Origin of the sequence: Microbacterium sp. NPDC090225, from assembly GCF_044772365.1 — a bacterium.
Classification (GTDB): Bacteria; Actinomycetota; Actinomycetes; order Actinomycetales; family Microbacteriaceae; genus Microbacterium.
The window spans coordinates 329,286-354,456 of the sequence record NZ_JBIVYS010000001.1 but is presented as its reverse complement, the minus strand read 5'-3'; the positions used below and the strand labels follow the sequence as shown (position 1 = coordinate 354,456).

Here is a 25,171-nt window from a genome sequence, read left to right as displayed (position 1 = left end):
GCAACCTCACCCGTCAGAATGACGACTAGGCGACGGCGGGGGTAGTGCGGCGCTCAGCGTCCGTTTCCCCCGCCCAGAACCCGCCCGTCGGACGCTCCGCCGCCGCGAACACGCTGCAGCGCTCGAGCACGTCGCACGAGGCGCACACGGCGCGCATGCGCTCGATCACCTCGGGCGTCGGCCTGTCGGCGGTGAAGTCGTCGTCGTCCCGGCATGCGGGCTCAACGTGGCGCAGAGAGGCCGTCAGCGCGTCGTACTCGTCGCTGGCGCGCACACGGGGCATCTCGATCTTCGGGCGCTCCACGGGCGCCTCCTCTGGTGCCAACCGGTCATATTGACCGGTGAGAATTCGAGGCTTCGGAGCCGGCCGCTGCGGGGGCGTCATGCCCGCTTCTATCGCCCGCTTCCGCAGCCGGTAGAAGTGCGCGGGGTTAGACGCCATCTTCGACCGCCACCATTCGAGGAGCACCTGCAGCTCGACGACGCGCGAGCGCTGCCCGCCGTCATCGGTGCGCCACTCCATCGGCATGCCTTCGCGACGCCACCTGTTGATCGTCGCGGTGCTGCTCTTCGTCCGTCTCGCTGCCTCGGCGTAGCTCAGCCACTCTTGCGTCATCGTGAGTCCGCAGAAAGTCCGCAGAACGTCCGATTTGCCCCTGTCATCCCCATCACTCCCCATCACCCAGAAGCCCGGAATTACGCGGTTCTCTGTCGCGTGCTGGCCTGGACAACTACCCGTCAGGAGTCCGAGCTGTACTTCGGCGTCTGATCCCGGATCGAGAAGAGCGCCCCACCGGCTTCGGCCGGTGGGGCGCTCTTTCGTTCTCCGGCACCCTCAGCGACGCGGCATCGCGAACGCGTGGAGGCCGAGCTCCCGGCTCAGGACCTCGCTCACGTGATGTCCGCGCACGCTGGTCCCCTGCTCGTCGAGCGGCGGACTCACCACGGCCGCTCCCAGCGCCGCCGGCGCCGCGAGGACGATCGCGCCGGACACACTCGACTTCGCCGGCACACCGACCTGCCGCATCCACCTCCCCGACCCGTCGTACACGCCGCAGGTCGCCATGACCGAGACGACGTCGCGTGCGACGTCCGCCCCCACGACCTCGACGTCGGTGCGGGGGTTCCGCCCTCCGGCGGCGAGCGTGGCGCCCATGGCTGCCAGGTCGCGCGCGTCGACGAGAACGGCGCACGCGCGGGCGTAGACGGCGACCGCCTCGTCGGCGCCGACCTGCAGCGTGCCCTCCGAGCGCATGAGATGTGCGAGCGCGTGGTTGCGATCGCCGAGCAGGTGCTCGCTCTCGGCGACGCTTTCGGAGACGCTCAGGTCACGACCCGCGAAAGCCGACAGTCCCGCGAGGATCCGCCGACTTCTGGCGCCGGCGTCCGCGCCGTCCACCAGCGCCGAGGTGAGCAGCGCACCGGCGTTGACCATCGGGTTAGGCGGGCGACCGGTGCCGCTCTCCAGCTTTATCGCGTCGAAGGCCTCCCCCGTCGGCTCGATGCCCAGACGATCGAGAGCCTCGGGTCCGTGGTCCTGGAGCGCCAGGGCGAAGAGGAACGGCTTGACGGCGGATTGGATGCTGATCCGCACGTCGGCCTGAGCGGTCGCCCTCGTCTCGCCGTCGAGCGTGACGAGCGCGATGCCCAGCAGGTCGGGGTCGGCATCGGCGAGTTCCGGGATGCTGTCGTCGACGGCGCCCCCTCGCTCGCGCAGCGCCCGGTCGCGCACGCCGTCGAGATCGTAGGAGAGGGGATCGACCGCAGAGTTCATGGTTCCAGCCTGTCACGCCTGGGCCGAGGCTCGTCAGCTCGCCGGGTCGTACCCGAACTCCCGGAGCTCCTGAGGGCACCGGCACGCGCGCGCGACCCGCGCAGCCCAGTCGACGGCATCCGCCCTCGTGGGGAGCTCGAGAACGAGGAACCCACCGGTGATCCGCACCCCGGGGTAGGTGTCGTCGCTCACGGCACCGCGACCGGTCACCAGCACGGGAGCGACGTCCTCGTCGATCCCGCCGCCGAAGACGTAGACACCCGCCGTCTTCGCCTCCTCGATCACGGCGTGCGAGGTCTCGACGACATCCGGGAACTCCTCCTCCGTCAGATCCATCGCTTCGGCGGGGAACGAGATCAGGTACTTGGTCATGCTCCGATGGTGCGTCGCGGGAGGGGCGTGCGCAAGAGCGACTCAGAGCGTGGCCGCAGCCGGGTGATCGATACGTCCGTCGACGAGCTGGACCACGGAGTGCATCCGTGGAAGATGGACGAGATCGTGGGTGACGAGCAACGTCGACGTGCGCCGCTCGTCGGTCAGACGGAGCAGGAGGTCGATGATGCTCGCCCCGCGCTCCTGGTCGAGTGCACTGGTGGGTTCGTCGACGAGGAACACGCTCGGTTCGTTCATCAGCGCACGGGCGATGTTCACGCGCTGACGCTGTCCTCCCGAGAGCTGGTGCGGACGCTTGTCGAGGTGCTCTGCGAGGCCGACATCCCTGAGAAGCGATTCGGCACGTCGGGTCGCGGCCGCACGGTGTCGCCGCGGACGACCGCCACCGAGCTCGTTCATGACCACGAGTTGTTCGCGGGCGGTCAGCGACGGCAGGAGATTCGACTGCTGGAAGACGATGCCGATCGAAGAGCGTCGCAGTTCGGTCGCCCGGTCCGCGCTCAGCCTCGTGGCATCGACGCCGTCGATCACGACGCGACCCGAGTCCGGCCGGATGAGTGTGGCCGCGACCGCCAGCAGGCTCGACTTGCCCGAGCCGCTCGGCCCGGTGATCGCCGTCACCTCGCCCGGGGACGACGAGAGCGTGACGTGGTCGACGGCGGTGACGCGATCGTCTCCGTCGGGGAAGGTGAGGGTGATGTCTTCGAGGCGGATCATCGGTTGCTCCCGAGTGCGGTGAGGGGGTCGGCGGAGGTGACGGAACGGAGGGCGAACGCAGCGCCGGCGAGACCGAGAACGATCATCAGCGCGGCCGGAAGCACGGTGGTGAGCGGACTCAGCAGGAACGGCAGCGCGGAGCCCGCAAGCGTCCCGAGGATCGATACGACGCCGATCCCGAGTCCGATGCCCGCCACGAGCACCAGCGCCGCCTGCCCGAGCGCATCGCGTACGAGCACCGAAGTGCGGGCACCGAGGGCCTTCAGAATCGCGATGTCGGGGGTGCGCTGCATCGTCCACACGGTGAAGAATGCGCCGATGACCAGCGCCGAGATGCCGAAGAGCATCGCGACCATGAGGAGCAGGGACCCGATCTCCGAACGGAACGCGCTCAGCGCCGTGAGCGAGCCCACGACCGTCGTCGATCGGGTCTCGATCCGGCTGTCCGCCGCCACCCACTCGGGTGAGCCCGTGACCGCGAGCACCGTCGCATAGGCATCCGGACTGCCGGTCACCGCCGCATACACCTGCCAGTCCTCGAGGGTCATCTGCACGACGGGGGTGTGACTGTACCAGTCGTCTCCCCCGATCCCTGTGACCGAGTACTCGGTGCCGGCGATCGTGACCGAGTCACCGACCGTCGCACCGAGCTCCTCCGCCGCCGGGCGCGAGAGCACGAGCTCACCGGAGGCTGCCGGCGCCTGCGGCGCGAAGTCGGGCTGGACGCCGAAGACGGCGACCGAGGCGACGGTGTCATCCGTCTCCGCTCGCGTCTGGCTGATGCCGATCGGTTGCACGGATCCGACGCCTGCGGTGGATTCCCAGGCGGATGCCTGCTCCGCGGTGACCCGTGACTCCGCGTAGCTCGGTCCACCGTCCGCACGGGGCTCGGCGAAGACGATGCGGTCTCCGGGTATGCCGAGCACGGCGGAGATGTTCTGCACAGCGAGGCCGCCGGTCAGTCCGCTGAGGAATCCGACCAGGACGGTGATGAGAGCGACGACGGCGCCGATCAGGACGAAGCGTCCGCGGGCGAAGCGCAGGTCGCGCAGGGCGATGTACATGCGGGGTTCCTCTCCTGCCGCCGGATGACGACGCTCCCACTCTCCCGGCTCGAACCGTCGGGATCATCGGCCGTGCGCACGGTGCTCCCCGACCGCTCGGACGGCGCCGGAATCGTCCTTTCGGACGATGCGGCGAACACCCCGAAGCGTAGGATTCGAGGCATGGCCCATACCCCGCTCACGCCCGTCTTCACGGGGCTGCGCACGGGGCTGCATCTCCTCTTCGCCGCCCTCTGCGGCCTCGTGATCGCGCGGGCTTTCCTCGCCCCGACTCCGACGAGCCTGCCGGCGATCGTCCTCACCCTCATCCTTCTGGCGACGTACGGGTTCGGGGCGGCACTGGCCCGTTCGACCTCTCGCTCGAGTTGGCTCACCGGTACGTGGCTCGCCGCGGTCAGCGTCGAATGGGTGGTCCTGGTCTTCCTCACCGCCGAGGCCGCGTACCTGGTGTTCCCCCTGTTCTTCCTCTACCTGCACGTGCTCGGGCGCCGATGGGGCACGCTCGCCCTGCTCCTGGCGACCGGGGTGGCGATCTGCACGCTCGGTCTGCACAGCGAGTGGACCGTCGGCGGGGTCGTCGGTCCACTCGTCGGTGCCGGCGTCGCCCTCCTGATCGGCCTCGGCTACGAAGCCCTCGCTCAGGAGGCACGACAGCGGGAGGATCTCATGCGCGAGCTGCTCGCGACCCGCGACCGATTGGCGACCACCGAGCACGAGTCGGGCGTGCTGGCGGAGCGAGCACGTCTCGCGCGGGAGATCCACGACACGCTCGCGCAGGGGCTGTCGAGCATCCAGATGCTGCTCCATGCGGCGGAGCGGGCGGATCCGGAGCGACCGGGGATCGAGCACATCCGCCTCGCCCGCGAGACCGCCGCAGACAATCTCGGCGAGGCGCGCCGCTTCATCCGCGAACTCGCTCCCCCGGACCTCGATGACCACGGTCTCGCGGGCGCCCTGCGCCGACTGGCCGACGACCACTGGTCGACGCAGGGACTCGACGTCGACGTGCGCGTCTCGGAGACGGTCGATCTTCCCATGCACGTGCAGACCGCGCTGCTGCGGATCGCCCAGGGAGCGATGTCGAACGTCCTGCAGCACGCCGATGCGCGCACCGCGACGATCGCCCTCACCCTGAGTCCCGGGGACCTGGAGTTCGTCATCTCCGACGACGGCCGAGGGTTCGACGCCGCCCTCGCCACCGACCGCCCCGCCCGTTCGGATTCGTTCGGACTGCGGGCGACGCGCGAGCGTGTGGATCAACTCGGCGGCACGCTCGATGTCCGTTCTCTTCCGGGCACGGGGACCACTCTGCGCGTCTCCTTGGCTCTCGAGGGCCGCGCGTGATCCGTCTCCTGGTCGTCGATGACCATCCCATCGTCCGCGCCGGGCTGGTCGCTCTGTTCGCTCTCGACGACGACATCGATGTGGTGGCGGAGGCCTCGACCCCCGATGAGGCCATCACCGCCGCGGAGCGCGCGAACCCCGATGTCGTGCTCATGGATCTGCAGTTCGGCGCCCGAGCGGCCGGATCCGGTGCCGAGGCCACGCGGAGGATCCGTTCACTCGACGCGCCGCCGTACGTGCTCGTGCTCACGAACTACGATTCCGACGCCGACATCCTCGGGGCGGTGGAAGCGGGCGCGAGCGGCTACCTGCTGAAGGACGCGCCGCCGCACGAGCTCTCCGCGGCGGTCCGTGCGGCCGCGGCCGGGGAGAGCGCACTCGCGCCCGTCATCGCCACCCGGCTGCTGCAGAGAATGCGCGCCCCGAAGGCCAGCCTGAGCGCGCGGGAGATCCAGGTGCTCGAACTCGTCGAAGCCGGCCACACGAACACCGAGATCGCGAGCGAACTCTTCGTGAGCGAGACGACCGTCAAGTCGCACCTCGCGCACATCTACACGAAGCTCGACGCGACGTCGCGCACTGCTGCAGTATCGGAAGCCCGGCACCGTGGCATCCTGCGCTGACCGCGCCCTCCACAGGCACAGAACGATGGCCTGCGCAAGCCCGCGTGTCCCTGCTTGACCCGGGTCGTGCGCGGTGGTCAACTGAGAGGTCTGCACTACCGAGGGGAACGCCATGCGCCGTAAGAAGACCGTCCCGACCTCCGAGACCATCGAATCGGGACCCGAATTCGGGCGCACCACCCGGAAGGTGAGCTCGGTGACCGCCGCTGCCCGCACCAACCCCTTCATGTTCGGCCTGCTCGGGGCGCTCGGCGTGCTGGTGGCCCTCGCGATCGGCGGGATGGTCGGCCAGTTGGCCACGGTCTTCGTCTACATCGGAGTCGCGATCTTCCTCGCCCTCGGGCTCGACCCCATCGTCGCGTTCATCGAGCGAAAGCTCCCGCGCCCCGCCGCCGTCGCGATCGTCGTCGCCGTCGTCGTGCTCGCCTTCGCCGGAATCATCCTCGCGATCGTCCCGATCCTCGTCGAGCAGATCACCAACCTCGTCAACGACGGCCCGCAGATGGTCGAGGACTTCATGGCCAGCGCCTGGTTCCAGGATGTGACGGCCCAGTTCGGGTCGACATTCGAGGATGCTGCGCAAGGAGTTCTGAGTTTCGTGCAGGACCCCGGCAACATCCTCAACATCAGCGGGGGCGTATTCGCCGTCGGAGCGGGCATCGCGGGCGGTTTCACCGGTGTGACGATCGTGCTCATCCTCACGCTCTACTTCATGGCATCGCTGCGCAGCATGAAGAAGGTCGCGACGCGCTTCGTGCCCGCCTACCAGCGCGAGACGTTCAGCGGTCTGCTGGAAGACGTCTCCGGTGCCGTCGGCCGCTATGTGATGGGTCAGGCCAGCCTCGCCCTCGTCAACGGCATCCTGAGCCTGATCTTCCTCAGCATCATCGGCGCACCGGTGCCGGCACTCCTCGCCCTGATCGCCTTCATCGGATCGATGATCCCGCTGGTCGGCACCCTGGCCGCTTCGATCATCAACTCACTGATCTGCCTGTTCATCAGCCCTGTGACCGCGCTCATCGCCATCATCTACTACCTGGTCTACATGCAGATCGAGGCCTACGTGCTCTCCCCGCGCATCATGAACAAGGCCGTGGCCGTGCCGGGGGCCCTCGTCGTGATCGCCGCCGTCGCCGGCGGCGCGCTCGGAGGCATCCTCGGGGCACTCGTCGCCATCCCGGTGGCCGCGAGCATCATCATCATCGTGCAGAAGGTCGTGTTCCCCGCTCAGGACCGCAAGCAGGTGCCGCCGGCGCTCACCGCACCGTGAGCGCTCCCGGCTGCACCCGCACCGCGAACTGAGTGATCTCGCCCATCTCCTCACCGTCGATCTCGAAGACGAGCGGCTGAGCGAGCGACACCGCGATCCTCTCCACGGCGAGGTGCTGCGCAGAATCGGTGCTGACTGCCTCGTCGCCCCGCGTGAGCAGGCGGCGGATGCCGTTGTCCCACACGAACGAACGCACTGTGTCGAGCCACTGCAGCGGACCCTCGGAGCTCACGAGCAGGATGTCGAGCAGCCCGTCGTCGAGCTGCGCATCGGGCAGGAGACGGATGCCGCCCTGAAGCATCCCGCAGTTGCCGATGAGCATCGTGTGTCCGCGGACCTCCTGCGGGTCGCGGTCGTCGATCGTGACGGTGATGTCGGTCATCTCGGTGCCGGACAGGGCACGCCCCATGGCTTCGACGTATGCGAGCCAGCCGGCCTTCGACTTGAGGTCGTCGTCGGTCTCGACCAGCATCTGCGCGTCGATGCCGAAGCCGACCATGACCGCGAACGCCCGCGTCTGGCCGTCGAAGTCGACCCAGCCGAGGTCGATGTGCTGGGGTGTCGCATCGCGAACCCGCTCCAGGGCGGGGATCATGCCGTTCAGCGGCACGCCCAGATTGCGAGCGAGCAGGTTGCCCGTGCCCTGCGGGACGATGCCGAGGGCGACCTCCGTGCCGGCCAGGGCCTCGGCGACGGCCCGCACCGTGCCGTCGCCCCCGACCGCGATCACGGTGTCGCACTCCGCGGCGATCGCTTCCTCGGCCATGCCCCGGCCGGGGTCGTCGACGCTCGTCTCCCACCAGCGGACCGTGTCGCCGCCGGCGAAGACCTCGTCGACGGCGGCGCGGAGTCCGTCCTCATCGATCTTCGAAGGGTTCCAGACGATGCCGATGCGAGATGCGCTCATTCGCCCAGCCTGGAGTGCGCGACCCCCGATAGCAAGTCGACACGGGTCTAGCCGTAGAACTCCTGCTCGAACGCCTTGCGGGCGCGGCGGGTGACGCCCAGGTACTCCTCTTCGAGGTCGGTGGCCGAGCGATCGGGATAGCCGAGGATCCGCGCGATGCCGTCGAGCTCGCGGCGATCCGCCGGAAGCACGTCGCTGGTCGTACCGGTGAGGATCGTGATCGCCGAACGCAGACGGCTCGACAGCAGCCAGGCATCGCGGAGGCGATCAGCGGCCTCGGCGGGGAGGAGGCCGGCATCGACCGCCGCGCCGAGCGCACCGAGCGTCGATGTCGTGCGAAGCCCGGGCACGGCATGCGCGTGCTGCAGCTGGAGCAGTTGCACGAGCCACTCCACATCGCTGAGTGTGCCGGGACCGAGCTTGAGATGGCGACGCGGATCGGCACCTTGGGGGAGCCTCTCCCCCTCGACGCGCGCTTTGATTCGCTTGATCTCGCGGGTGCCCTGCAGATCGATCGCCGCGGGGTAGCGGATCGTGTCGGCGAGCTCGGTGAAGCGCGCGATCAGCTTGGCGCTGCCCGCGACGCCACGCGCCCGAAGGAGGGCCTGCGCTTCCCAGGAAAGCGACCAGCGGCGGTAGTACTCGGCGTACGCCTCGATCGAGCGCACGACAGGGCCGTTGCGCCCCTCCGGGCGGAGCCCCGCGTCGAGATCGAGCGGGAGGCGGTGATCGGTGACGTGCTCGCGAAGCCCGGCGACGATCTTCGTCGCGAGGGTCTGCGCACGATCGGGATCGACGCCGTTCGCCGCGTACACGTAGAGGATGTCGGCATCCGACCCGAAGCCCAGCTCCGCGCCCCCGAACCGGCCCATCGCGATCACCGCGAAGTCGAGGGCGTCGTCCTCGGGCGGCACGACCTCGCGCAGCACCGCGCGCAGTGCGGCCTGGATGGTCGCCTCGGTGATGTCGGTGAGCGCCGTCGCGACGTCCTCGATCGTGAGCACGTCGAGCACTCCGCCCATCGCGGTGCGCAGCAGCTCGCGACGCCGCAGCGCGCGCACGGCGCGGAGTGCGTCGCCGATCGTCTCGTGCCGCGTCTGGATCGCCCGGGCCTCCTCCGACAGCGCAGCACCGCCGCGCGGGCGCAGGGACTCGGTGCTGTCGAGCCAGGCCACCGACTCGGGGATCCATTCCATCAGCTCGCCGATGTACCGCGACGTCGAGAGGATCCGCGTGAGACTCTCGGCCGCGCCCGAGGAATCTCGCAGCATGCGCAGGAACCAGTGCGTATTGCCGAGGCGCTCACTGATGCGGCGGAACGCGATCAGGCCGTAGTCGGGGTCGGTGCCGTCGGCGAACCACCGCACCATCACCGGCATGAGGTGGCGCTGGATCGTGGCCTTGCGGCTGAGGCCACTCGTCAGCGCGCCGATATGGCGCAGTGCGCCCGCAGGGTCGCGGAAGCCGATCGCCGCCAGACGGTCGTGAGCCTGCGCGGTCGACAGGGACCGCTCGCCCTCGGGCAGAGCGGCGACCGCGCTGAGGAGGGGCCGGTAGAACAACCGGGTATGGATCTCGCGCACCTCGCGCCGGACGCTCTCCCAGCGCGCCCAGATGCCGTCACCGCTGTCGGCCAGGGCCGTGCTGCGCGCCAGGATGCGGAGCCCCGCCGGGGTCCGCGGCAGGAGATGGGTGCGGCTGAGCTCCTTGAGCTGCAGCCGGTGCTCCATCAGACGGAGCACGCGATAGTCGTCGGCGAAGGTCGTCGCCTCGGCTCGACCGATGTACCCGCCTTCGACGAGGGCCTCCAGGCTCTCGAGGGTGCCGCGCGTGCGCAGAGTCGCATCGGTGAGCCCGTGCACCAGTTGCAGCAGCTGCACGGTGAACTCGATGTCACGCAGTCCGCCCTCGCCGAGCTTGAGCTGGTACGGGGCATCCTCCGGGTCGATGTGCTCCTTGACCCGCTCGCGCATGCGCTGCACGCTGTCGACGAAGTTCTCGCGCGCCGCGCTCGACCAGATCTTCGGCTGCACGGCGCCGATGTACTCCGCCCCCAGCTCGGCATCGCCGGCGAGAGGACGAGCCTTCAGCAGGGCCTGGAACTCCCAGCTCTTCGCCCAGCGGTCGTAGTAGGCCAGGTGCGAGCCGAGCGAGCGGACCAGAGCACCCTGCTTGCCCTCCGGCCGCAGGTTCGCGTCGACCTCCCAGAGGGGCGGCTCCTTCTCGATGCCGCTCAAGCCGCGCATGGTCTCGCGGGCGAGCTTCGTCGCCAGGTCGATCGCACGCGACTCGGAGACGATCTCCTCATCGGCCGTGCCGCCGACGAAGATCACATCGACGTCGCTGACGTAGTTGAGCTCCCGCGCACCGGCCTTGCCCATCCCGATGATCGAGAGACGCACGGCGGCCACCTCGCGGGCGTCGACGGTCTCGCGCAACCGGCTGCGCGCGACGGCCAGCGAGGCTTCGAGCGCCGCGCCCGACGCATCCGCCAGCGCCGCCGCCACGTCGGCCAGAGCCTCGACCGGCGCCGTCCGGGTGAGATCGTAGGCCGCGATGGCTGCGAGGCGGCGGCGGTAAGCGACCCGGAGCGCAACGATCTCGTCGTCGCCGCCGGACCGTGCGAATCCGTCGACCGCTCCGACACCGGCGAGCAGTGCCCGGGTGAGGTCGTCCGCGGTCGGCAATGCATCGATGTCGTCGGCGAGCACCGCCAGCTCCGCAGGATTGCGGAGGAAGAAGTCCGCCAGCCCCTCGGATGCCCCGAACACGCGCCAGGCGCGACGCTGGGTCTCTCCACCGTCGAGCAGGGCGGCGAGCGGCGCGGGGTCGCGTCGGGCGACCCGTAGCATCCCCCGCACGGCCGCATCGGGGTCGGCGGCATCCGCCCCCGTCAGCAGTTCGGCGCGCGAGCGACCGAGCAACTCGGCGAGCTCGGCGAGGGCCTCCGCGGCCTCGCCGAGCTCATCGAATCCGAGTCGAGCCAGCGCGGACAGCGAGAAGGAATCGTCCGGACGGGCCATGCGCACGGCTCAGAGCAGCTCGAGGTTGTTCTTCAGCTCGAGCGGCGTGACCTGGCCGCGGTACGCCTCCCACTCCTTGCGCTTGTTGAGCAGCACGTAGTTGAAGACCTGCTCCCCCAGCGTCTCGGCGACCAGCTCTGAGTCCTCCATGTACTCGAGGGCGTGGTCGAGGCTCGCCGGCAGCGACGAGTAGCCCAGCGCACGGCGCTCGGCGTCACTGAGCGACCACACGTTGTCCTCGGCCTCGGGCGGGAGCTCGTACTCCTCCTCGATGCCCTTGAGGCCCGCGGCCAGCATGAGCGCGTAGGCGAGGTACGGGTTCGCGGCGGAGTCCAGCGCGCGATACTCGACGCGCGAGGACTGCCCCTTGTTGGGCTTGTACATCGGCACGCGCACGAGCGCGGAACGATTGGCATGCCCCCACGTGACGAAGCTCGGCGCCTCGTCACCGCCCCACAGGCGCTTGTACGAGTTGACGAACTGGTTCGTCACGGCCGAGATCTCGTTCGCGTGGCGCAGGAGGCCGGCGATGAAGTGACGCCCGGTCTTGGAGAGCTGGTACTTCGCGCCCTCCTCGTAGAACGCGTTCTGGTCGCCTTCGAACAGCGACATGTGCGTGTGCATCCCGCTGCCGGGGTGACCGCTGAGGGGCTTCGGCATGAACGTCGCGTAGACGCCCTGCTCGATCGCCACCTCCTTGATCACCGTGCGGAACGTCATCACGTTGTCGGCGGTGGTGAGGGCGTCGGCGTAGCGCAGGTCGATCTCGTTCTGACCGGGACCGCCCTCGTGGTGGCTGAACTCGACCGAGATGCCGAGGTCTTCGAGCATCCGCACCGAGCGACGGCGGAAGTCGTGCGCCGTGCCGCCGGGCACGTTGTCGAAGTATCCGGCGGAGTCGACCGGAACCGGCCCCTCCGGGCCGTACTGCGACGACTTGAGCAGGTAGAACTCGATCTCGGGGTGCGTGTAGAACGTGAACCCGGCGTCGGCGGCCTTGGCGAGCGTGCGCTTGAGCACGTGACGCGGGTCGGCGACCGCTGGCTGGCCGTCGGGCGTCGTGAGGTCGCAGAACATGCGGGCGGTCGGATCGATCTCGCCGCGCCACGGCAGAGTCTGGAACGTCGTCGGATCGGGCTGCGCGAGCAGATCGGACTCATGGCTGCGCGTCAGTCCCTCGATGGCCGAGCCGTCGAAGCCGATGCCCTCGGCGAACGCGCCCTCGACCTCGGCCGGCGCGATGGCGACCGACTTGAGGGTTCCGATGACATCCGTGAACCACAGGCGGACGAACTTGACGCCGCGCTCCTCGATCGTCCGGAGGACGAAGTCTCTCTGCTTGTCCATATCGTGCGGAGCCTCAGCCCTTTCCTTCGTCCCAGCCGGATTCGGCCGCTTCTTCATCGGCCCAGGCGCGGGAGCGCGCCTTCAGCGTCTCGGGTGCGTTCGCGGCCTCGGCCTCGGTGTCGAACGGGCCCACGCGGTCGATCGACTGCGAGATCATCCCGTATTCGACCTGCTTGGTCTCGAGGTTGTACCAGTACTTGTGTTCGCCGTCCGACATGGCCCGTCCCTTCGTCGTCTGATGTCATCGATCCTACTGGCGCGGACGCCTGTCGCTATGCTGTGGGTCATGGCAAAAGCGATCGGCGTCGACATCGGCGGTACCGGAATCAAGGCAGGAATCGTCGACCTCGAGCACGGAACGATGGCGTCCGATCGGGTGCGGGTCCCTACGCCCGAGGGCGCGTCTCCGGCCGACGTGCTGCAGGCCGTGCAGACGGTGCTCAAGACCCTCGACGTGCACGAGTCGACCCTGCCCCTCGGCGTGGCCTTCCCGGCCATCGTGAAGCGCGGCAAGACGCTCTCGGCGGCCAACGTCTCGAAGGAGTGGGTCGACTTCGACGCGGAGCGCTTCTTCCGCGACGGCCTCGGCCGCAACATCGTGTTCGTGAACGACGCGGATGCCGCGGGTGTCGCCGAGGCGCGCCACGGTGCGGCGCGCGACGTGCGCGGATTCACGCTGCTCACGACCCTCGGCACCGGCATCGGCTCGGCCTTCATCAACGACGGCGTGCTGCTGCCCAACACCGAGCTCGGGCACCTCAACTTCCGCGAGTACGAGTCCGTCGAGCAGTGGGCCGCGACCTCCGCGCGCGAGCGCGAGGGTCTCACCTGGACCGAATGGGCCGAGCGCCTGCAGGCGTTCTACTCGCACATCGAGTTCCTCTTCAGTCCCGACCTGTTCGTGGTCGGCGGCGGCGTGTCGAAGAACGCGGGCGACTTCCTCCCGCTCCTCGACCTGAAGACCCCGATCGTCCCGGCGATCCACCGCAACAACTCCGGCATCATCGGCGCAGCCTCGCTCGCCGGCGACTGACGCCCTCGAGATCACGAAAAGGCCCGGTGACCTGATGGTCACCGGGCCTTTCACGTCGAGGCGAATGGGCCGACCTGTACGCCGGGTTCTGTTCCGGGGTTCTTCGCCCCTTCGACGGCCATCTCTCTCGGCGACACGTTGCCGTGCCGCTCCAGCGGTCTACCCGAGGACTCGGCGAGCCGCGTCAACATCCTCTGTCTGACCTTGCTCCGGGCGAGGTTTACCTGGCGGGACATGTCACCATGTCCCCCGGTGGTCTCTTACACCACCCTTTCACCCTTACCCCCGGCGGACCGGGGGCGGTCTACTCTCTGTGGCACTGTCTCGCGGATCACTCCGGGTGGGTGTTACCCACCGCCCTGCCCTGCGGAGCCCGGACGTTCCTCGGTGCGGTTGCCCGCCACGCGACCGTCCAGTCGACCCATTCGCATCTGCCAGTCTACGACGCCCGGCCGCGCGTCATTTCTCGGCGGACTCGGTGATGCGCAGATCGAGTGGCACGTCGATCGGGAACGTCCCGAACAGGCGTGTGGTCGCGACGGCCGCCGCCTCGCGCACGGCGTCGGCCGCGGCATCCGCGAGTTCGGCCGGGACGTGCAGGATCACCTCGTCGTGCAGGAAGAACGCGAGGTGCGCGGCCGCCGAGAAGGGACCGGATGCCGTGGCCGGCGTCGCCGCAGCCGGCAGGCCGCGCAACCGATGCCGGATCTCGGCGAGCCAGATCAGCGACCACTCCGCCGCGGTGCCCTGCACCACGAAGTTGCGGGTGAAACGGCCCCAGTCGCGCGCGCGGCGGCGCGCCTGCGCCACCAGCACCGGATCGACATCCGCGCCGGTGGCTGCGGATTGGAGGGCCGCCCACTCGGCGGACGGCTTCGGCGACGAGCGCCCGAGCCAGGTCGAGACGATCCCGCCGTCCTCCCCCGTGCGCGCCGCGGCGTCGACGAGCGCCATCGCGCGCGGATAGACCTTGCGCAACCGCGGAACGAGGCGGCCGCTGTCACCGGTGGTCGCGCCGTACATGGCGCCGAGCACGGCGTACTTGGCCTCTTCACGCGTCGCCACCGCTCCGGAGTCGACCACCCCGGCGTACAGATCGGTGCCCTGCGCCGCGCGCGCCATCGCTGCATCGGACGCCATCGCCGCGAGCATGCGGGGTTCGAGCTGGGCGACATCGGCGACCACCAGCGTCCACCCGGGGTCCGCCCGCACGGCGGGGCGCAGACTGCGCGGCAGCTGCAGGGCTCCCCCGCCGGCCGACGCCCACCGCCCCGTCACGACGCCGCCGGGGATGTAGACCGGGCGGAAGCGCCCGTGATGCACCCAGTCGGAGAGCCAGACCCACCCGTTGGCGCTGAGCAGACGCGACATCTTCTTGTACGCCAGCAGCGGTTCGACGACCGGATGCTCGTACTGCGCGAGCTCCCACTTGCTCGTCGACTCGACGGGCACCCCGGAGCGATGCAGCGCGCGCAGCAGTTTGGGCTGACTGTCGAGGTGCAGCGTGGCGTCGCCGAGAATGGTGCGCACCTCTTCGCCGAGCGCGACCATCTTCGCCGGGAGTCCGCCCGCGAGTGATCGAGCGCCGAGCGTGTCGGTGAGGATCTCGTCGTGCACGCCCTCGTTCCAGGGCACCCCGGCCGCGCGCATCTCCTCGGCCACGAGGCCACCGGCGGACTCGGCAGCGCAGAGCAGGGCCAACCGGCCGTCCGAGGCGGCGGCGATCACGCGACGCTGCGCACGGTACTGCTCCAGGGCCTCGGCGACAGGATCCACGCGCGCGGAGTCCGCCTCGAAGAGGTCGAACAACCCGGGCGCCGCATCGGGAGCCTCCCGGCGGATCCAGTCCTCCGACGGCTCCAGCGGGTGTGGGACGGATGCCGTGTCACGGAGGATCGCATGACACAGGAGCAGATCGTGGGTGCGCCCGACGCGGACGCCCTCGGCGAGGAGCGGCGCATAGGTCTCGCGCGCACTGCGGATCACCCAGCGCGGCGCGTCGCGCTGCTCGGATTCGGCGACCCAGCCGGGCAGATCGCGCGCGCTCACACTGACTCGACGGATCTCGACGTCGGCGGTATCGAGGTCGACCGCGACGTGGGCGCCGCTGCCGTCGGCGACCAGCAGGATGCGTCGCTCGGACGATGTGGGCGACGCGCTCACGACGAGGGCGCCGCGTGCATCACAGTCCCGATTCCTCCGTGCGCACCAGGATGCAGCCGCACTCGGGGCACGAGACGACCGCGTCCTCGGCGGAGCGACGGATCTCGGCGAGGTCGGTGCCCGGCAGCATCATGCGGCACCCCTCGCACGTGCCACGGGTCAGCAGAGCGGCACCCGCACTGTTCGCCGCGCGCCGCGTGTACTCGGCAAGCAGGGGCGCCGGGATGCTCTCGGCCACGGCCGCGCGATCGCGGGCGAGCTGCACACCGAGCTCGGCAGCGGCGGCGACGTCGGCCTTGCCCTGCGCACTGAGGGTCGAGCCCTCGGCGGTCGTGATGTCGATGAGCGCCTGCTGAGCGGCGACAGCGGCCTCGGACTCCTCGACCCGCCCCATCACGTCGAGCTCGGCGTCTTCGAGGTCGCTCTGGCGGCGGGTGAGACTCGCGATCTCGTGCTCGAGGGCCTGCGCCTGCTTGGGATCGGTCGCGACCGCGAGGCGCTCGGCATCGCGCGCCCGCCGCTGCTCGACGAGCTTCACGTCGGACTCGAGACGGGTCAGTTCGGTGCGGGCGTCGTCGCGGGTGCCGGTGAGGGCGGTGAGCTCACGCAGCTGCTCCTGACGGATCGCCACCAGCTCGTTGATCCGCGCGGCCTGCGAGGGATGGGTGCGGGCACGATCGGCCTGCGCGATGCGCCGGTCGAGGTCGGCGATGTCGAGCAGGATGCGCTGATGTTCGGAGCTGGCGTTCACACTGTCCAATCTATCGTCTGACGGGCGCCGCCATCACAGCAGGTCGCCGTCGACGTACAGCCACCGGCGCTCCTCGCGCACGAACCTGCTGCGTTCGTGCAGCGCGCCGCGAGCGCCGTCCTGCACCCAGTGCGCCGCGAACTCCACGACCCCGTCACGGTCGAACGGACCGCCCGCCTCCCGGTCGAGCACCACCAGTCGCCGCCAGCGCAGATCCGGTTCGATCTCGATGGATGCCGGTCGCGTGGAGTCGTGCCAGGTCGCACGCAGGTGGGCGACGTCGCCGACCACGAACGCCGTGTAGCGCGATCGCATCAGCCGCTCCGCCGTCGGGGCGGTCGTCTCGGCCCGGAGGATCGGACCGCAGCATCCGCCGAAGAGCTCGCCCGATCCGCAGGGGCACCGGGTCGAATCCGCGATCGGGGCGTCATGCGGCGCCATCTCCGCCTCGGGTGTCATCCCTCCAGCGTACGCTCGAGACACCGACCGAGAAGGAGCACCGTGAGCACCCAGCCCGCCATCCCCACGTTCACCGCCCACAACGGATTCGCCCTGCCGGCGATCGGTATGGGCACGTACGCTCTCAACGGCGATGCCGGGGCGGATGCCGTGACCGGCGCCATCGGTGCCGGGTACCGCCTCATCGACTCCGCCTTCAACTACGAGAACGAGGGGTCGGTCGGACGCGGGGTCGCGGCATCCGACGTCGATCGCGACGAGATCATCGTGACCACGAAGCTCCCCGGTCGCCATCACCCCTCGGCGAAGGCACGCACGAGCATCGAGGAGAGCCGGTCGCGCCTCGGTCTCGACATCACCGACCTGCACCTCATCCACTGGCCCAACCCGAGCCAGGACGAGTACGTGCAGGCGTGGGCGGCGCTCGTCGACGCGCAGCAGCGCGGGGTCGTGCGTCAGATCGGCGTCTCGAACTTCCTGCCCGAGCACCTCGAGCGCATCGAGCGCGAGACCGGCGTGCGCCCGGTCGTGAACCAGATCGAGGTGCACCCCTACTTCCCGCAGAGCGAGCAGCTGGCGTACCACCGCGAGCACGGCATCCTCACCGAGGCGTGGAGCCCGCTCGGCCGCGCGAAGGAACTGCTCGACGAAGAGGTGATCCGCGAGGTCGCCGCCTCGCACGGCATCTCTCCCGCGCAGACGGTGCTCGCCTGGCACGTCGCCCGCGGCACCGTCTCGATCCCGAAGGCGTCGTCGCTCGAGCACCAGGTCGCGAACCTCGCCGCCGCCGAGGTCGCGCTCGACGAGGCGGAGGTCCTGGCGATCACGGGCCTCGGGCGTGCGGACGGGCGTCTCTTCGACGCCGACCCCGCGCACCACGAGGAATCGTGACCGACGATCAGACCTTCTGCGTCCCGAGCACGCGCAGGAACTCGAGCTTGCTCGCCGCTTCGCTGCCCGGTGCCGCGGTGAGCACGATGAGCGCCTGGGACTCGTCCTCGGTGAACAGCGCCTGACAGTCGACCTCGATCTCGCCGAGCTCGGGGTGGATCATCGTCTTGTGCTGCTCGAAGCGCCGGCTCACCTCGTGGTTCTCCCAGAGGCCGGTGAACTCGTCGCTGCGGGCCGAGAGCTCCTGGGCGATCTCGCCGGCGCGCGACCGCGCCCCCATCACGCCGTGAGCCGCGCGCAACGACGCCACCAGAGCACGACTCTGACGGGCGTGGTCGGCCTCGGGATAGCGCCGCCGCTCGGTCTCCGGCATCGCGAACCACCGGTAGATGCCGCTGCGCTCGAGCCCCGACAACGCACTGGCATCTCCGAGGAGCGCCCGGGCGGCGTCGTTCTGCACGAGCACCTCGTCGAGAACCGAGACGACGAACGCCGGGGTGTCGTGCAGACGGTCGAGCACGCGCAGGATGCCGGGACGCACGTAGTCCGTGACGTGCGCCCGGTCGGGGGCGCTGTAGCCGCACAACCGGTAGAGGTAGTCGCGTTCGTCCTCGCTGAGTCGGAGCGCCCGCGCCAGCGACGCGAGGATCTGCGCGCTGGGTTGCGGGCCACGGCGCTGCTCGAGGCGCGTGTAGTAGTCCGTCGACATCGTCGCGAGCTGAGCGACCTCCTCGCGGCGCAATCCCGCGGTCCGTCGGCGCGGTCCCGCCGGTAGCCCGACATCGTCGGGGGTCAGCGCCTCCCGTCGTCGCAGGAGGAAGTCGGCCAGCGCATCACGATCCACCCCACGAGTATCCCCCGGTCCGTCCGCGCGATCCAGGGACGGCCGGTCCCTGGATCATCCGTCTCTGGAGCGGTCCGTACGATCGCCCGAGGCTGGACACATGAACATCAGCGGAAACACCATCTTCATCCCCGGCGCCACGAGCGGCATCGGTCTCGCGCTCGCCCTGAGCCTGCGCGATCGCGGCAACACCGTGATCGTCGGCGGCCGGCGCACCGACCGTCTGGAGGCGATCGCCACCGAGCATCCGGATCTCGGCACCGTGCAGATCGACACCGCGGATGCACGGAGCATCGAGGACGCTGCACGCACCGTGCTCGCCGAGCATCCCTCGCTCAATGTGCTCGTCACGATGGCGGGCATCATGCGCGCGGAGGACTGGCGCACGCCCGAGGGCTTCCTCGCCACGGCCGAGGAGATCGTCACCACGAACGTCCTGGGACCGATCCGCCTCATCGCCGCGTTCGTCGAGCACCTGCATCGCATGCCCGACGCCACGATCATGACCGTCTCCTCCGGTCTCGCCTTCGCCCCGCTGCGGGTCACGCCGACGTACAACGCGAGCAAGGCCGCGATCCATATGCTCAGCGAATCGCTGCGCCTCCAGTTCGACGGATCGAGCATCTCGGTCATCGAGCTCGAGCCGCCGGCCGTGCGCACCGACCTCATGCCCGGTCACGCCGAGAACGACGCGGCGATGCCGCTCGACGAGTTCGTCTCCGAGGTCATGACGCTGATCGAGACCCGACCCGACGCCACCGAGGTGCAGGTCGAGCGCGTGAAGTTCCTCCGCTACGGCGAAGCGCGCGGGGACTACGCGCAGGTGGTCGCCGCGCTGAACCGTACGGACCCGCACGGGAAGTGAGAGCGGGCGGGGCGTCGCCTCTGTACTCGGCGCCCCGCCACCCGATCCCGGAGCCCGCTCTCGACGTCGGACGCCGTCAGGAGCGGAGCGTCGCCGCGGCCGACCGAAGCGCGTCGGCGGATCCCCGCAGCAGCGCCAGCTCGCCGTCGGAGAACGACGTGTTGCGGATCGGCACGGCACCCGAGGCGCTCACGATCGACGGCACCGAGAGCGCGACGCCATCGATCCCGTGGAAGTCGTCGAGCACCGTGCTCACCGGCATCACGGCGTGCTCGTCGTGCAGGATCGCCTCGACGATCCGGGCGCTCGAGAGGCCGATCGCATAGTTCGTCGCTCCCTTGCCCCGGATGACCTTGTACGCCGCATCGCGGACGTCGACGGCGATCTCGTCGAGCTCGGCGAGCGTGAAACGCGGATGCTCGGGCGTCTCCCACTCGAGGATCGGCACCGTCCCGATCGTGGCGCGCGACCACAGCGGGAACTCGGTGTCGCCGTGCTCGCCCACGATGTGCGCGTGCACGCTCGCCGTCGAGACACCGGCCCGCTGCGCCAGCTTCCAGCGCAGCCGCGAGGTGTCGAGCACGGTGCCGGAGGCGAAGATCCGCTCGGGCGGCAGCCCCGTCTCCTGCTGGGCGATGACGGTGAGTACGTCGCAGGGGTTGGTGACGATCACGTACACGGCGTTCGGCGCCACCTCGAGCAGCTGCGGCATCATGCGTCGGATGATCCCCGCGTTCACGTCGGCGAGTTCGATGCGCGTCTGGCCGGGCTTCTGCTTCGCCCCGGCGGTGATCACGACCACGTGCGAGCCCGCGGCGACGGAGACGTCGCTGCCGCCGATGATGTCGCTCGTACCCGTGAACTGCGTGCCGTGCGCGAGGTCGAGCACCTCGGCCTCGACCTTCTCGGTCGCGATGTCGTAGAGAGCGATGTGCCGCGCCGACCCGCGGATCAGCGCGGCATAGGCCACGCTCGAGCCGACGCTTCCCGCGCCGACGACCGTGAGCTTCGAGTTCTCGATGATCTCCATGCGCCCAGTGTGCCAGGTGGTCGGGTCGATAGCATGGGGCGGTGTTCGCCGGCATCCGCATCGCTCCCCCGGCGGCGCGCGCGTACTTCGCGCTGCAGGCGGTGGCAGGCGGATGCTGGTGGCTCGGTGTGTTCTTCCTCCCTGCGATCCGCGCGGCGACGCTCGACGGACTCCCCGTCCTGCCGATCGCGATCGCCGACATCCCTCTCTTCGTCGGCGGGTCGGCGCTCGCCGCCTTCGGCGTACGAGCCGCGGTCCGGGTCGTCGTCTCCTGGACCGTGCTCGTGGCGGTCGGGATGGCGGTGTACGCGACCGTCACGGGGATGGCCGGGTGGGGTGCGCTGCTGATGGTCGCCGCGGCGGCCGGGAGCCTCGCGGCCGGCATCGTGATCATCGTCGGCCGGGCACCCTTCGAATGGATCGCCCGCGGGCCGTTCGCCTTCCGCGCCGCCCGCGTGAGCGGACGCGGCCGGGTGATGGCGCGCACCGGACTCCAGACGTTGTTCTTCTGGGGCATGTTCCTCGGCCTGCTGCCGGCGCTCATCGCCGTGATCGAGCTCCGATGGGGTCTGCACCTCGAGCTGCCGCTGGCGGTCCGCCTGACCGGTGTCGCACTGTTCCTCGCGGCGACGGTCCTGGGTATCTGGTCGGCGGTCACCATGTCGATGCTCGGCGAGGGAACGCCCCTCCCCTCCGAGATGGCTCGCCATCTCGTGATCGCCGGCCCCTACCGCTTCGTACGCAACCCGATGGCCGTCGCCGGCATCGCACAGGGCGTCGCGGTCGGACTGGTACTCGGTTCCTGGCTGGTCGTGGTCTACGCGCTCTTCGGGTCCCTGGTGTGGAACACGGTCGTGCGACCGATCGAAGAGGCCGACCTCGCGGAGCGATTCGGCGACGAGTACTCCGACTACCGCGACCGGGTGTCCTGCTGGGTGCCGCGCCGAACGCACCGAACGATCGCGGGCTGACCGGACCCTGGCCCGCCCGAGGGGCCGTGTGCACGTAAACGAAGAGATATCGGCCCCGACACGCCGTTTGTCGCTTGTCGTCCGGGCCTCCGACGTGAAATGGTATCCCGGGCGGATCCCCCACCGCCCGTCCTCCGGTTCCTGCGTGACTCCCCTACTCGTGGGAACCTCGTGCTCCACCCGTGTCGCTCCGCCCACCGAGGGCGGTGCGGGCCGTCGAGCGAGCCACGAACCCCACCGATCGACCATCGGGGAGCGAAAGGAGGAGGGTGTTGTCCAGCACCTACATCGAGACCGGCGGTCACGTGCGCGTCTACGACGACGCCGTGCGCACCCACGAGGCCTTCCCTCTGGGCACCTATCGGGTCAGCTTCACCTCGAAAGAGGGCTTCAGTCTCGTGCGCATCGATGACCTGACCGTCGGGACGGAGCGCGTGTACGGGGGCCGCGATCGCAAGGTCGCCAAGATCTTCCGCTCCTACGCGCTCTCCGACCGCAGCCTCGGCGTGATGCTCTCCGGCGACAAGGGGATCGGCAAGTCCCTGTTCCTGAGGATGGTCGCGGAGGCCGCCAGAGAGCAGGGGCTCCCCGTCGTCGTCGTCTCCGAGGACCACGACGGCATCGTGGAGTTCCTCGACAGCCTCGACGAGTGCCTCATCGTCTTCGACGAGTTCGAGAAGATCTTCCCGGCGGGGCGGCGCGGCATCACCGACGGGTTGAACCGGCAGAACCAGTTCCTCTCGCTGTTCGATGGGCTCTCCTCGGTGAAGCGGGTCTACTGCCTCTCGGTGAATGCGCTCGCCGACGTGAGCACGTACCTCGTCAATCGCCCCGGCCGCTTCCACTACCACCTGCGCTTCGACTACCCGGGCCCCGACGAGGTGCGGCAGTACCTTCTCGATCAGGCGCCGAACGCGCACCCCGACGAGATCGAGAACGTCGCGCTGTTCTCACGACGGGCGCGCCTGAACTACGACCATCTGCGTGCGATCGCCTTCGAGCTGCAGCAGCCCGACACACTCTTCGCCGAGATCGTCGACGATCTCAACATCAAGGCCGTGGAGCCGGGCACGTATCGGATCGAGGCGCGCTTCCCCGACGGCAAGATCTGGTTCGACGAGGTCGAGATGAACCTGTTCGAACGTGGAGACGTCGGGCGCACGTTCGAGCTGCGCAACGGTACACGTTCGCTCTTCGCGTCGTTCGTTCCCCGCGACCTGATCTTCGAACCCGACGGCAGCATCTTCGTGCCGATCGATCGACTCGACCTGCTCGGCGACGACGACGAGGAGCCGGAGATCTATCCGACCACCGTCAGCCTCGCGCTCGTCGCTCAAGCGACCTACGGCTTCGGGCTCTGACGTCCGAGCCCGGAGTCGCTCACTCGGTGACGTCGCTCAGTCGGTGACCTTGACGCGCCGGTTGACCTCGCGCGTCGCGGAGAACTTGAGCACCGTGTAGTCGGTGACCTCACCGGTGCCTTCGTCCTTGCCGAACTGCACGCGGTGCCCCTTGTGGGTCTGCGGGTAGAACTTGCCGAAGTTGGTGAGGGTGACGGTGTTGCCCTGACTGACGAGATCGAGGAGTTCGTCGATCATCGCGTTGTACGCCGTCTGCGCCGCGAAGACGGAGATTCCCCCGCGTCGCGCGAATCGCTGTACGAACTCGCGCTTGCTCACGCGATTGGCCTCGAGCGTCTTGGATGTGCTCATGCTCTGTACCGTCCCCTGGTGTGTTCGCCCGTCACCGAGCGTCTTGCGCTGCGCCCTTGACAGCTGCACCGGTGATTCGTCGAAGGCCCCCCTGCGACGAACCGGGATCAGCGAGGCCCCAGCCCTTACCCCTCAGAGGATAGTGCCTCTTCCTTGGTATATGCGGTGAACTCCGGTTTCACCTGATTCTTCCGTGTTTTCGCGATCTCTCGGGCCGTGCGTGCGGCGGCGGTCGAGGCGTCGATCTGCGCACGGATGGCGAGACCGCGCTCATCGGCATCCACCGAGAGCTCGGTCGCCTCGAGGGTCTTCGTGTTCACGACCACATCGCCGCCATTGATCAGCAGGTCAGCCTTCACGCCGTAGGCGTGGCCGACGACGGTCCCCTGCGCGTCGAGCAGCGGGGCCGTGTTCTCGCCCGCCGCGTCGACGACCGCGGAGAACTGGGCCGCGGTGTACCGCGCGGAATTCTCGAACTCGCCCTCGGACGGCTCGTCCTTCGACGGGACGAGCGCGAGCTCGGTCTGCCCCGGCGCCCGACGGTCACCGGGGTGCACCCGTGCGTCCAGATGGTGCACCGGTTCCTCGGTACCGGCATCGGATTCGACGCGGTCGTCATAGGCGAGGACCACGAGGTTGACGCCCTTCGTCGCGCCCGGACCGTGCGTGCGGGATCGCAGATCGACCATCCGTCACCGTCCGCCGAGGAGCGAACGGATCGGGTGGGTCTGATCCTCGAGGATCACCTGCACCGCGCGTCCGCTCGCGGGGTGGACGACGATCGGCGCGCGCAGATTCACGTGCACCCCCTCATCCCCGGGGTTCGCCACGACCAGCACCTGGAGCGCATCGCCCGCGGATGCCCCGATCTCGGCGCGGACGGATGCCGGGACCTTCGGAGCGTAGGCACGATCGACGAACGGAGCCTCCACCACGAACAGACGCACCTCGGCATCCGTCGCCCGGAGCGCGTACAGGCCGTCGGCACCCTCGATGCTCTCGAGGGTGAACGTCGTGTACGGGGCCAGGCCGTGCATCGGCGAGGTGAACTCGATCACGCGGTCTGCCGACTCGATATTCGCTCGGGCGGTCGTCGCGGTCATCGCAGGAACTCCAGGAGGTTGGTCTGCAGCGACTTGGCCGTCACCTGCAGGGCGGATTGGAAGACGAGCTCGGCGGACTGCAACCGCACGAGGACCTCGAGGCTGTCGACGTTCTCGACCTCGGCACGACGCGCCTCGAGGTCGGTGGAGGTGGCGAGGTTCTGCGACGCCGCACGCTCGATCTGCACCTGCCGGGCACCCGTCGTGCCGCGCGCGGCGACGACGTCCTTCAGGCGCGCGTCGATGTCGTCGAGGCGCGGGCCGATGTTCGCGCCGGTGCGCAGCTCGGCCGCGATGTCGTTGAGGAGGGCGAAAGCGCTGTTCGCCCCCTGCCCGAAGGCCTGCGAGCCGTCGAAGTCGACGCGGACCGTCTCGTTGTCGCTGATGCGTCGTTGCACGCCGTCTCCCGGGCTGCCGTGGAACGCGAAGGTGTCGGGGTCGAACGCGGCACCGGTATCGCCGGTCCCGGCGAAGACGCTGCGCCCCAGCACGCTCGTGTTCGCCTGAGCGAGCAGCTCGGCGCTGATCGTCTCGAGCTCCTGTGCGATGGATTCCCTCGCGGTCGGGCTGAGCGCCCCGGAGTTCGCTCCCTGCGCCGTCAGATCGCGAGCGCGATTGAGCAGGTCGGTGCTCGCACCGAGCGCGGTGTCGACCGTGGTGACCCAGGCCATGCCGTCGCTCAGGTTCCGTGCGAACTGCGCGACCCGCGCCTGCTCGCCGTGCACGCCGAGGGTCGTCGCCGCGGCGGCGGGGTCTTCGCTCGGCGAGCGGAATGCGCGCTGCGAGGCGGCCTGGTTCTGCAGGCGCTCGCGGTCGGCGAGGTTGGTCTGCAGCGTACGCAGCGACTGCTGCGTCATGGTGCTGCTCGTGATGCGTCCGATCATGGT

26 protein-coding genes and 1 other RNA gene are annotated in these 25,171 nt (G+C 69.4%); 8 read left to right on the top strand and 19 right to left on the bottom strand.

Translation table 11 applies throughout. The annotated features are described in order from the left end of the window. Positions 1 to 25 precede the first annotated feature (25 nt). From ACIQTT_RS01745 to ACIQTT_RS01725, 5 genes are all read right to left on the bottom strand, one after another. Positions 26 to 616 carry a WhiB family transcriptional regulator gene (locus ACIQTT_RS01745; protein ID WP_402785157.1) on the bottom strand — a complete coding sequence of 197 codons (591 nt, stop codon included), beginning with the start codon at positions 614 to 616 and terminating at the stop codon, positions 26 to 28. 219 nt (positions 617 to 835) lie between these two features. Then, the gene (gene glsA, locus ACIQTT_RS01740; protein ID WP_402785154.1) at positions 836 to 1,774 is read right to left on the bottom strand and encodes a glutaminase A; all 939 of its coding nucleotides are present in this window, start codon (positions 1,772 to 1,774) and stop codon (positions 836 to 838) included. 33 nt (positions 1,775 to 1,807) lie between these two features. After that, the gene (locus ACIQTT_RS01735; protein ID WP_402785151.1) at positions 1,808 to 2,146 is read right to left on the bottom strand and encodes a YciI family protein; all 339 of its coding nucleotides are present in this window, start codon (positions 2,144 to 2,146) and stop codon (positions 1,808 to 1,810) included. Between the two features lie 42 nt (positions 2,147 to 2,188). Then, complete coding sequence (locus ACIQTT_RS01730) at positions 2,189 to 2,884, bottom strand: ABC transporter ATP-binding protein (RefSeq protein WP_402785148.1); 696 nt, start codon at positions 2,882 to 2,884, stop codon at positions 2,189 to 2,191. After that, a complete protein-coding gene (locus ACIQTT_RS01725) occupies positions 2,881 to 3,948 on the bottom strand; it encodes an ABC transporter permease (protein WP_402785145.1) in 1,068 nt (355 codons plus the stop codon). Before ACIQTT_RS01725 ends, ACIQTT_RS01730 begins: the two co-directional genes overlap by 4 nt. A gap of 162 nt (positions 3,949 to 4,110) precedes the next feature. Between ACIQTT_RS01725 and ACIQTT_RS01720 the strand changes: the two genes are divergently transcribed. The 3 genes from ACIQTT_RS01720 (at position 4,111) to ACIQTT_RS01710 (ending at position 7,185) form a co-directional block, all read left to right on the top strand. Beyond that, a complete protein-coding gene (locus tag ACIQTT_RS01720) occupies positions 4,111 to 5,292 on the top strand; it encodes a sensor histidine kinase (protein WP_402785142.1) in 1,182 nt (393 codons plus the stop codon). Continuing rightward, positions 5,289 to 5,915: a response regulator gene (locus ACIQTT_RS01715; protein ID WP_402785139.1), complete on the top strand. Its 627-nt coding sequence runs from the start codon at positions 5,289 to 5,291 to the stop codon at positions 5,913 to 5,915. The genes ACIQTT_RS01720 and ACIQTT_RS01715 overlap by 4 nt, the downstream gene beginning before the upstream one ends. A gap of 112 nt (positions 5,916 to 6,027) precedes the next feature. After that, on the top strand, positions 6,028 to 7,185 hold the full coding sequence (locus tag ACIQTT_RS01710; protein ID WP_402785136.1) for an AI-2E family transporter: 1,158 nt from the start codon (positions 6,028 to 6,030) through the stop codon (positions 7,183 to 7,185). On the opposite strand, the gene ACIQTT_RS01705 is transcribed toward ACIQTT_RS01710, so the two are convergent. Genes ACIQTT_RS01705 through ACIQTT_RS01690 form a run of 4 tightly spaced genes read right to left on the bottom strand, consistent with a single transcriptional unit; the run spans position 7,172 to position 12,679 of the window. After that, entirely contained in the window at positions 7,172 to 8,092 is a 921-nt protein-coding gene (locus ACIQTT_RS01705) for a diacylglycerol/lipid kinase family protein (protein ID WP_402785133.1), read from the bottom strand. The genes ACIQTT_RS01710 and ACIQTT_RS01705 overlap by 14 nt on opposite strands. A gap of 47 nt (positions 8,093 to 8,139) precedes the next feature. Continuing rightward, a complete protein-coding gene (locus tag ACIQTT_RS01700) occupies positions 8,140 to 11,115 on the bottom strand; it encodes a bifunctional [glutamine synthetase] adenylyltransferase/[glutamine synthetase]-adenylyl-L-tyrosine phosphorylase (RefSeq protein WP_402785130.1) in 2,976 nt (991 codons plus the stop codon). Positions 11,116 to 11,124: 9 nt separating this feature from the next. Next, positions 11,125 to 12,462, bottom strand: a complete 1,338-nt coding sequence (gene glnA / locus ACIQTT_RS01695; RefSeq protein WP_391478136.1) for a type I glutamate--ammonia ligase — start codon at positions 12,460 to 12,462, stop codon at positions 11,125 to 11,127. Positions 12,463 to 12,475: 13 nt separating this feature from the next. Then, positions 12,476 to 12,679 carry an SPOR domain-containing protein gene (locus ACIQTT_RS01690; RefSeq protein WP_402785127.1) on the bottom strand — a complete coding sequence of 68 codons (204 nt, stop codon included), beginning with the start codon at positions 12,677 to 12,679 and terminating at the stop codon, positions 12,476 to 12,478. A gap of 69 nt (positions 12,680 to 12,748) precedes the next feature. Here ACIQTT_RS01690 and ppgK point away from each other — a divergent pair, with 69 nt between their 5' ends. Continuing rightward, positions 12,749 to 13,495, top strand: a complete 747-nt coding sequence (ppgK, locus tag ACIQTT_RS01685) for a polyphosphate--glucose phosphotransferase (RefSeq protein ID WP_402785124.1) — start codon at positions 12,749 to 12,751, stop codon at positions 13,493 to 13,495. A gap of 61 nt (positions 13,496 to 13,556) precedes the next feature. Here the strand turns inward: ppgK and rnpB are convergent. The 4 genes from rnpB to ACIQTT_RS01665 form a co-directional block, all read right to left on the bottom strand. Beyond that, positions 13,557 to 13,919: RNase P RNA component class A (rnpB, locus tag ACIQTT_RS01680), an RNA gene on the bottom strand. A 35-nt stretch (positions 13,920 to 13,954) separates the two neighbouring features. Beyond that, positions 13,955 to 15,658 carry a bifunctional 3'-5' exonuclease/DNA polymerase gene (locus tag ACIQTT_RS01675; RefSeq protein WP_402785121.1) on the bottom strand — a complete coding sequence of 568 codons (1,704 nt, stop codon included), beginning with the start codon at positions 15,656 to 15,658 and terminating at the stop codon, positions 13,955 to 13,957. Between the two features lie 19 nt (positions 15,659 to 15,677). Next, positions 15,678 to 16,409, bottom strand: a complete 732-nt coding sequence (locus tag ACIQTT_RS01670; RefSeq protein WP_402785118.1) for a zinc ribbon domain-containing protein — start codon at positions 16,407 to 16,409, stop codon at positions 15,678 to 15,680. A gap of 33 nt (positions 16,410 to 16,442) precedes the next feature. Then, positions 16,443 to 16,868, bottom strand: coding sequence for a YchJ family protein (locus ACIQTT_RS01665; RefSeq protein ID WP_402785115.1), 426 nt, complete (start codon positions 16,866 to 16,868; stop codon positions 16,443 to 16,445). 42 nt (positions 16,869 to 16,910) lie between these two features. Between ACIQTT_RS01665 and ACIQTT_RS01660 the strand changes: the two genes are divergently transcribed. Further along, entirely contained in the window at positions 16,911 to 17,759 is an 849-nt protein-coding gene (locus ACIQTT_RS01660) for an aldo/keto reductase (protein WP_402785113.1), read from the top strand. Positions 17,760 to 17,766: 7 nt separating this feature from the next. On the opposite strand, the gene ACIQTT_RS01655 is transcribed toward ACIQTT_RS01660, so the two are convergent. Further along, complete coding sequence (locus tag ACIQTT_RS01655) at positions 17,767 to 18,603, bottom strand: helix-turn-helix transcriptional regulator (protein ID WP_402785110.1); 837 nt, start codon at positions 18,601 to 18,603, stop codon at positions 17,767 to 17,769. A 100-nt stretch (positions 18,604 to 18,703) separates the two neighbouring features. On the opposite strand from ACIQTT_RS01655, the gene ACIQTT_RS01650 reads away from it, so the two are divergent. Continuing rightward, the gene (locus ACIQTT_RS01650) at positions 18,704 to 19,468 is read left to right on the top strand and encodes an SDR family oxidoreductase (RefSeq protein WP_402785107.1); all 765 of its coding nucleotides are present in this window, start codon (positions 18,704 to 18,706) and stop codon (positions 19,466 to 19,468) included. Between the two features lie 76 nt (positions 19,469 to 19,544). Here ACIQTT_RS01650 and ACIQTT_RS01645 read toward each other — a convergent pair whose 3' ends face one another. Continuing rightward, entirely contained in the window at positions 19,545 to 20,498 is a 954-nt protein-coding gene (locus tag ACIQTT_RS01645; protein WP_402785104.1) for an L-lactate dehydrogenase, read from the bottom strand. Between the two features lie 41 nt (positions 20,499 to 20,539). Here ACIQTT_RS01645 and ACIQTT_RS01640 point away from each other — a divergent pair, with 41 nt between their 5' ends. Together ACIQTT_RS01640 and ACIQTT_RS01635 are read left to right on the top strand one after the other, a co-directional pair. Beyond that, positions 20,540 to 21,469 carry a methyltransferase family protein gene (locus ACIQTT_RS01640; protein ID WP_402785101.1) on the top strand — a complete coding sequence of 310 codons (930 nt, stop codon included), beginning with the start codon at positions 20,540 to 20,542 and terminating at the stop codon, positions 21,467 to 21,469. A 272-nt stretch (positions 21,470 to 21,741) separates the two neighbouring features. Beyond that, on the top strand, positions 21,742 to 22,830 hold the full coding sequence (locus tag ACIQTT_RS01635) for an AAA family ATPase (protein ID WP_402785098.1): 1,089 nt from the start codon (positions 21,742 to 21,744) through the stop codon (positions 22,828 to 22,830). Between the two features lie 36 nt (positions 22,831 to 22,866). On the opposite strand, the gene ACIQTT_RS01630 is transcribed toward ACIQTT_RS01635, so the two are convergent. From ACIQTT_RS01630 to flgL, 4 genes are all read right to left on the bottom strand, one after another. After that, positions 22,867 to 23,181, bottom strand: a complete 315-nt coding sequence (locus ACIQTT_RS01630; protein ID WP_247622327.1) for an HU family DNA-binding protein — start codon at positions 23,179 to 23,181, stop codon at positions 22,867 to 22,869. A 125-nt stretch (positions 23,182 to 23,306) separates the two neighbouring features. Further along, on the bottom strand, positions 23,307 to 23,870 hold the full coding sequence (locus tag ACIQTT_RS01625; RefSeq protein ID WP_402785095.1) for a hypothetical protein: 564 nt from the start codon (positions 23,868 to 23,870) through the stop codon (positions 23,307 to 23,309). 3 nt (positions 23,871 to 23,873) lie between these two features. Further along, positions 23,874 to 24,284, bottom strand: a complete 411-nt coding sequence (locus ACIQTT_RS01620; RefSeq protein WP_402785093.1) for a flagellar assembly protein FliW — start codon at positions 24,282 to 24,284, stop codon at positions 23,874 to 23,876. Beyond that, a complete protein-coding gene (gene flgL / locus ACIQTT_RS01615; RefSeq protein ID WP_402785090.1) occupies positions 24,281 to 25,168 on the bottom strand; it encodes a flagellar hook-associated protein FlgL in 888 nt (295 codons plus the stop codon). Before flgL ends, ACIQTT_RS01620 begins: the two co-directional genes overlap by 4 nt. Positions 25,169 to 25,171 lie beyond the last annotated feature (3 nt).

Coding starts and splice junctions, on each gene's coding strand:
- ACIQTT_RS01745 (WP_402785157.1), bottom strand. CDS start 616: ATGACGCAAGAGTGGCTGAGCTACGCCGAGGCAGCGAGACGGACGAAG.
- glsA (WP_402785154.1), bottom strand. CDS start 1,774: ATGAACTCTGCGGTCGATCCCCTCTCCTACGATCTCGACGGCGTGCGC.
- ACIQTT_RS01735 (WP_402785151.1), bottom strand. CDS start 2,146: ATGACCAAGTACCTGATCTCGTTCCCCGCCGAAGCGATGGATCTGACG.
- ACIQTT_RS01730 (WP_402785148.1), bottom strand. CDS start 2,884: ATGATCCGCCTCGAAGACATCACCCTCACCTTCCCCGACGGAGACGAT.
- ACIQTT_RS01725 (WP_402785145.1), bottom strand. CDS start 3,948: ATGTACATCGCCCTGCGCGACCTGCGCTTCGCCCGCGGACGCTTCGTC.
- ACIQTT_RS01720 (WP_402785142.1), top strand. CDS start 4,111: ATGGCCCATACCCCGCTCACGCCCGTCTTCACGGGGCTGCGCACGGGG.
- ACIQTT_RS01710 (WP_402785136.1), top strand. CDS start 6,028: ATGCGCCGTAAGAAGACCGTCCCGACCTCCGAGACCATCGAATCGGGA.
- ACIQTT_RS01705 (WP_402785133.1), bottom strand. CDS start 8,092: ATGAGCGCATCTCGCATCGGCATCGTCTGGAACCCTTCGAAGATCGAT.
- ACIQTT_RS01700 (WP_402785130.1), bottom strand. CDS start 11,115: ATGGCCCGTCCGGACGATTCCTTCTCGCTGTCCGCGCTGGCTCGACTC.
- glnA (WP_391478136.1), bottom strand. CDS start 12,462: ATGGACAAGCAGAGAGACTTCGTCCTCCGGACGATCGAGGAGCGCGGC.
- ACIQTT_RS01690 (WP_402785127.1), bottom strand. CDS start 12,679: ATGTCGGACGGCGAACACAAGTACTGGTACAACCTCGAGACCAAGCAG.
- ppgK (WP_402785124.1), top strand. CDS start 12,749: ATGGCAAAAGCGATCGGCGTCGACATCGGCGGTACCGGAATCAAGGCA.
- ACIQTT_RS01665 (WP_402785115.1), bottom strand. CDS start 16,868: ATGACACCCGAGGCGGAGATGGCGCCGCATGACGCCCCGATCGCGGAT.
- ACIQTT_RS01650 (WP_402785107.1), top strand. CDS start 18,704: ATGAACATCAGCGGAAACACCATCTTCATCCCCGGCGCCACGAGCGGC.
- ACIQTT_RS01645 (WP_402785104.1), bottom strand. CDS start 20,498: ATGGAGATCATCGAGAACTCGAAGCTCACGGTCGTCGGCGCGGGAAGC.
- ACIQTT_RS01630 (WP_247622327.1), bottom strand. CDS start 23,181: ATGAGCACATCCAAGACGCTCGAGGCCAATCGCGTGAGCAAGCGCGAG.
- ACIQTT_RS01625 (WP_402785095.1), bottom strand. CDS start 23,870: ATGGTCGATCTGCGATCCCGCACGCACGGTCCGGGCGCGACGAAGGGC.
- ACIQTT_RS01620 (WP_402785093.1), bottom strand. CDS start 24,284: ATGACCGCGACGACCGCCCGAGCGAATATCGAGTCGGCAGACCGCGTG.
- flgL (WP_402785090.1), bottom strand. CDS start 25,168: ATGATCGGACGCATCACGAGCAGCACCATGACGCAGCAGTCGCTGCGT.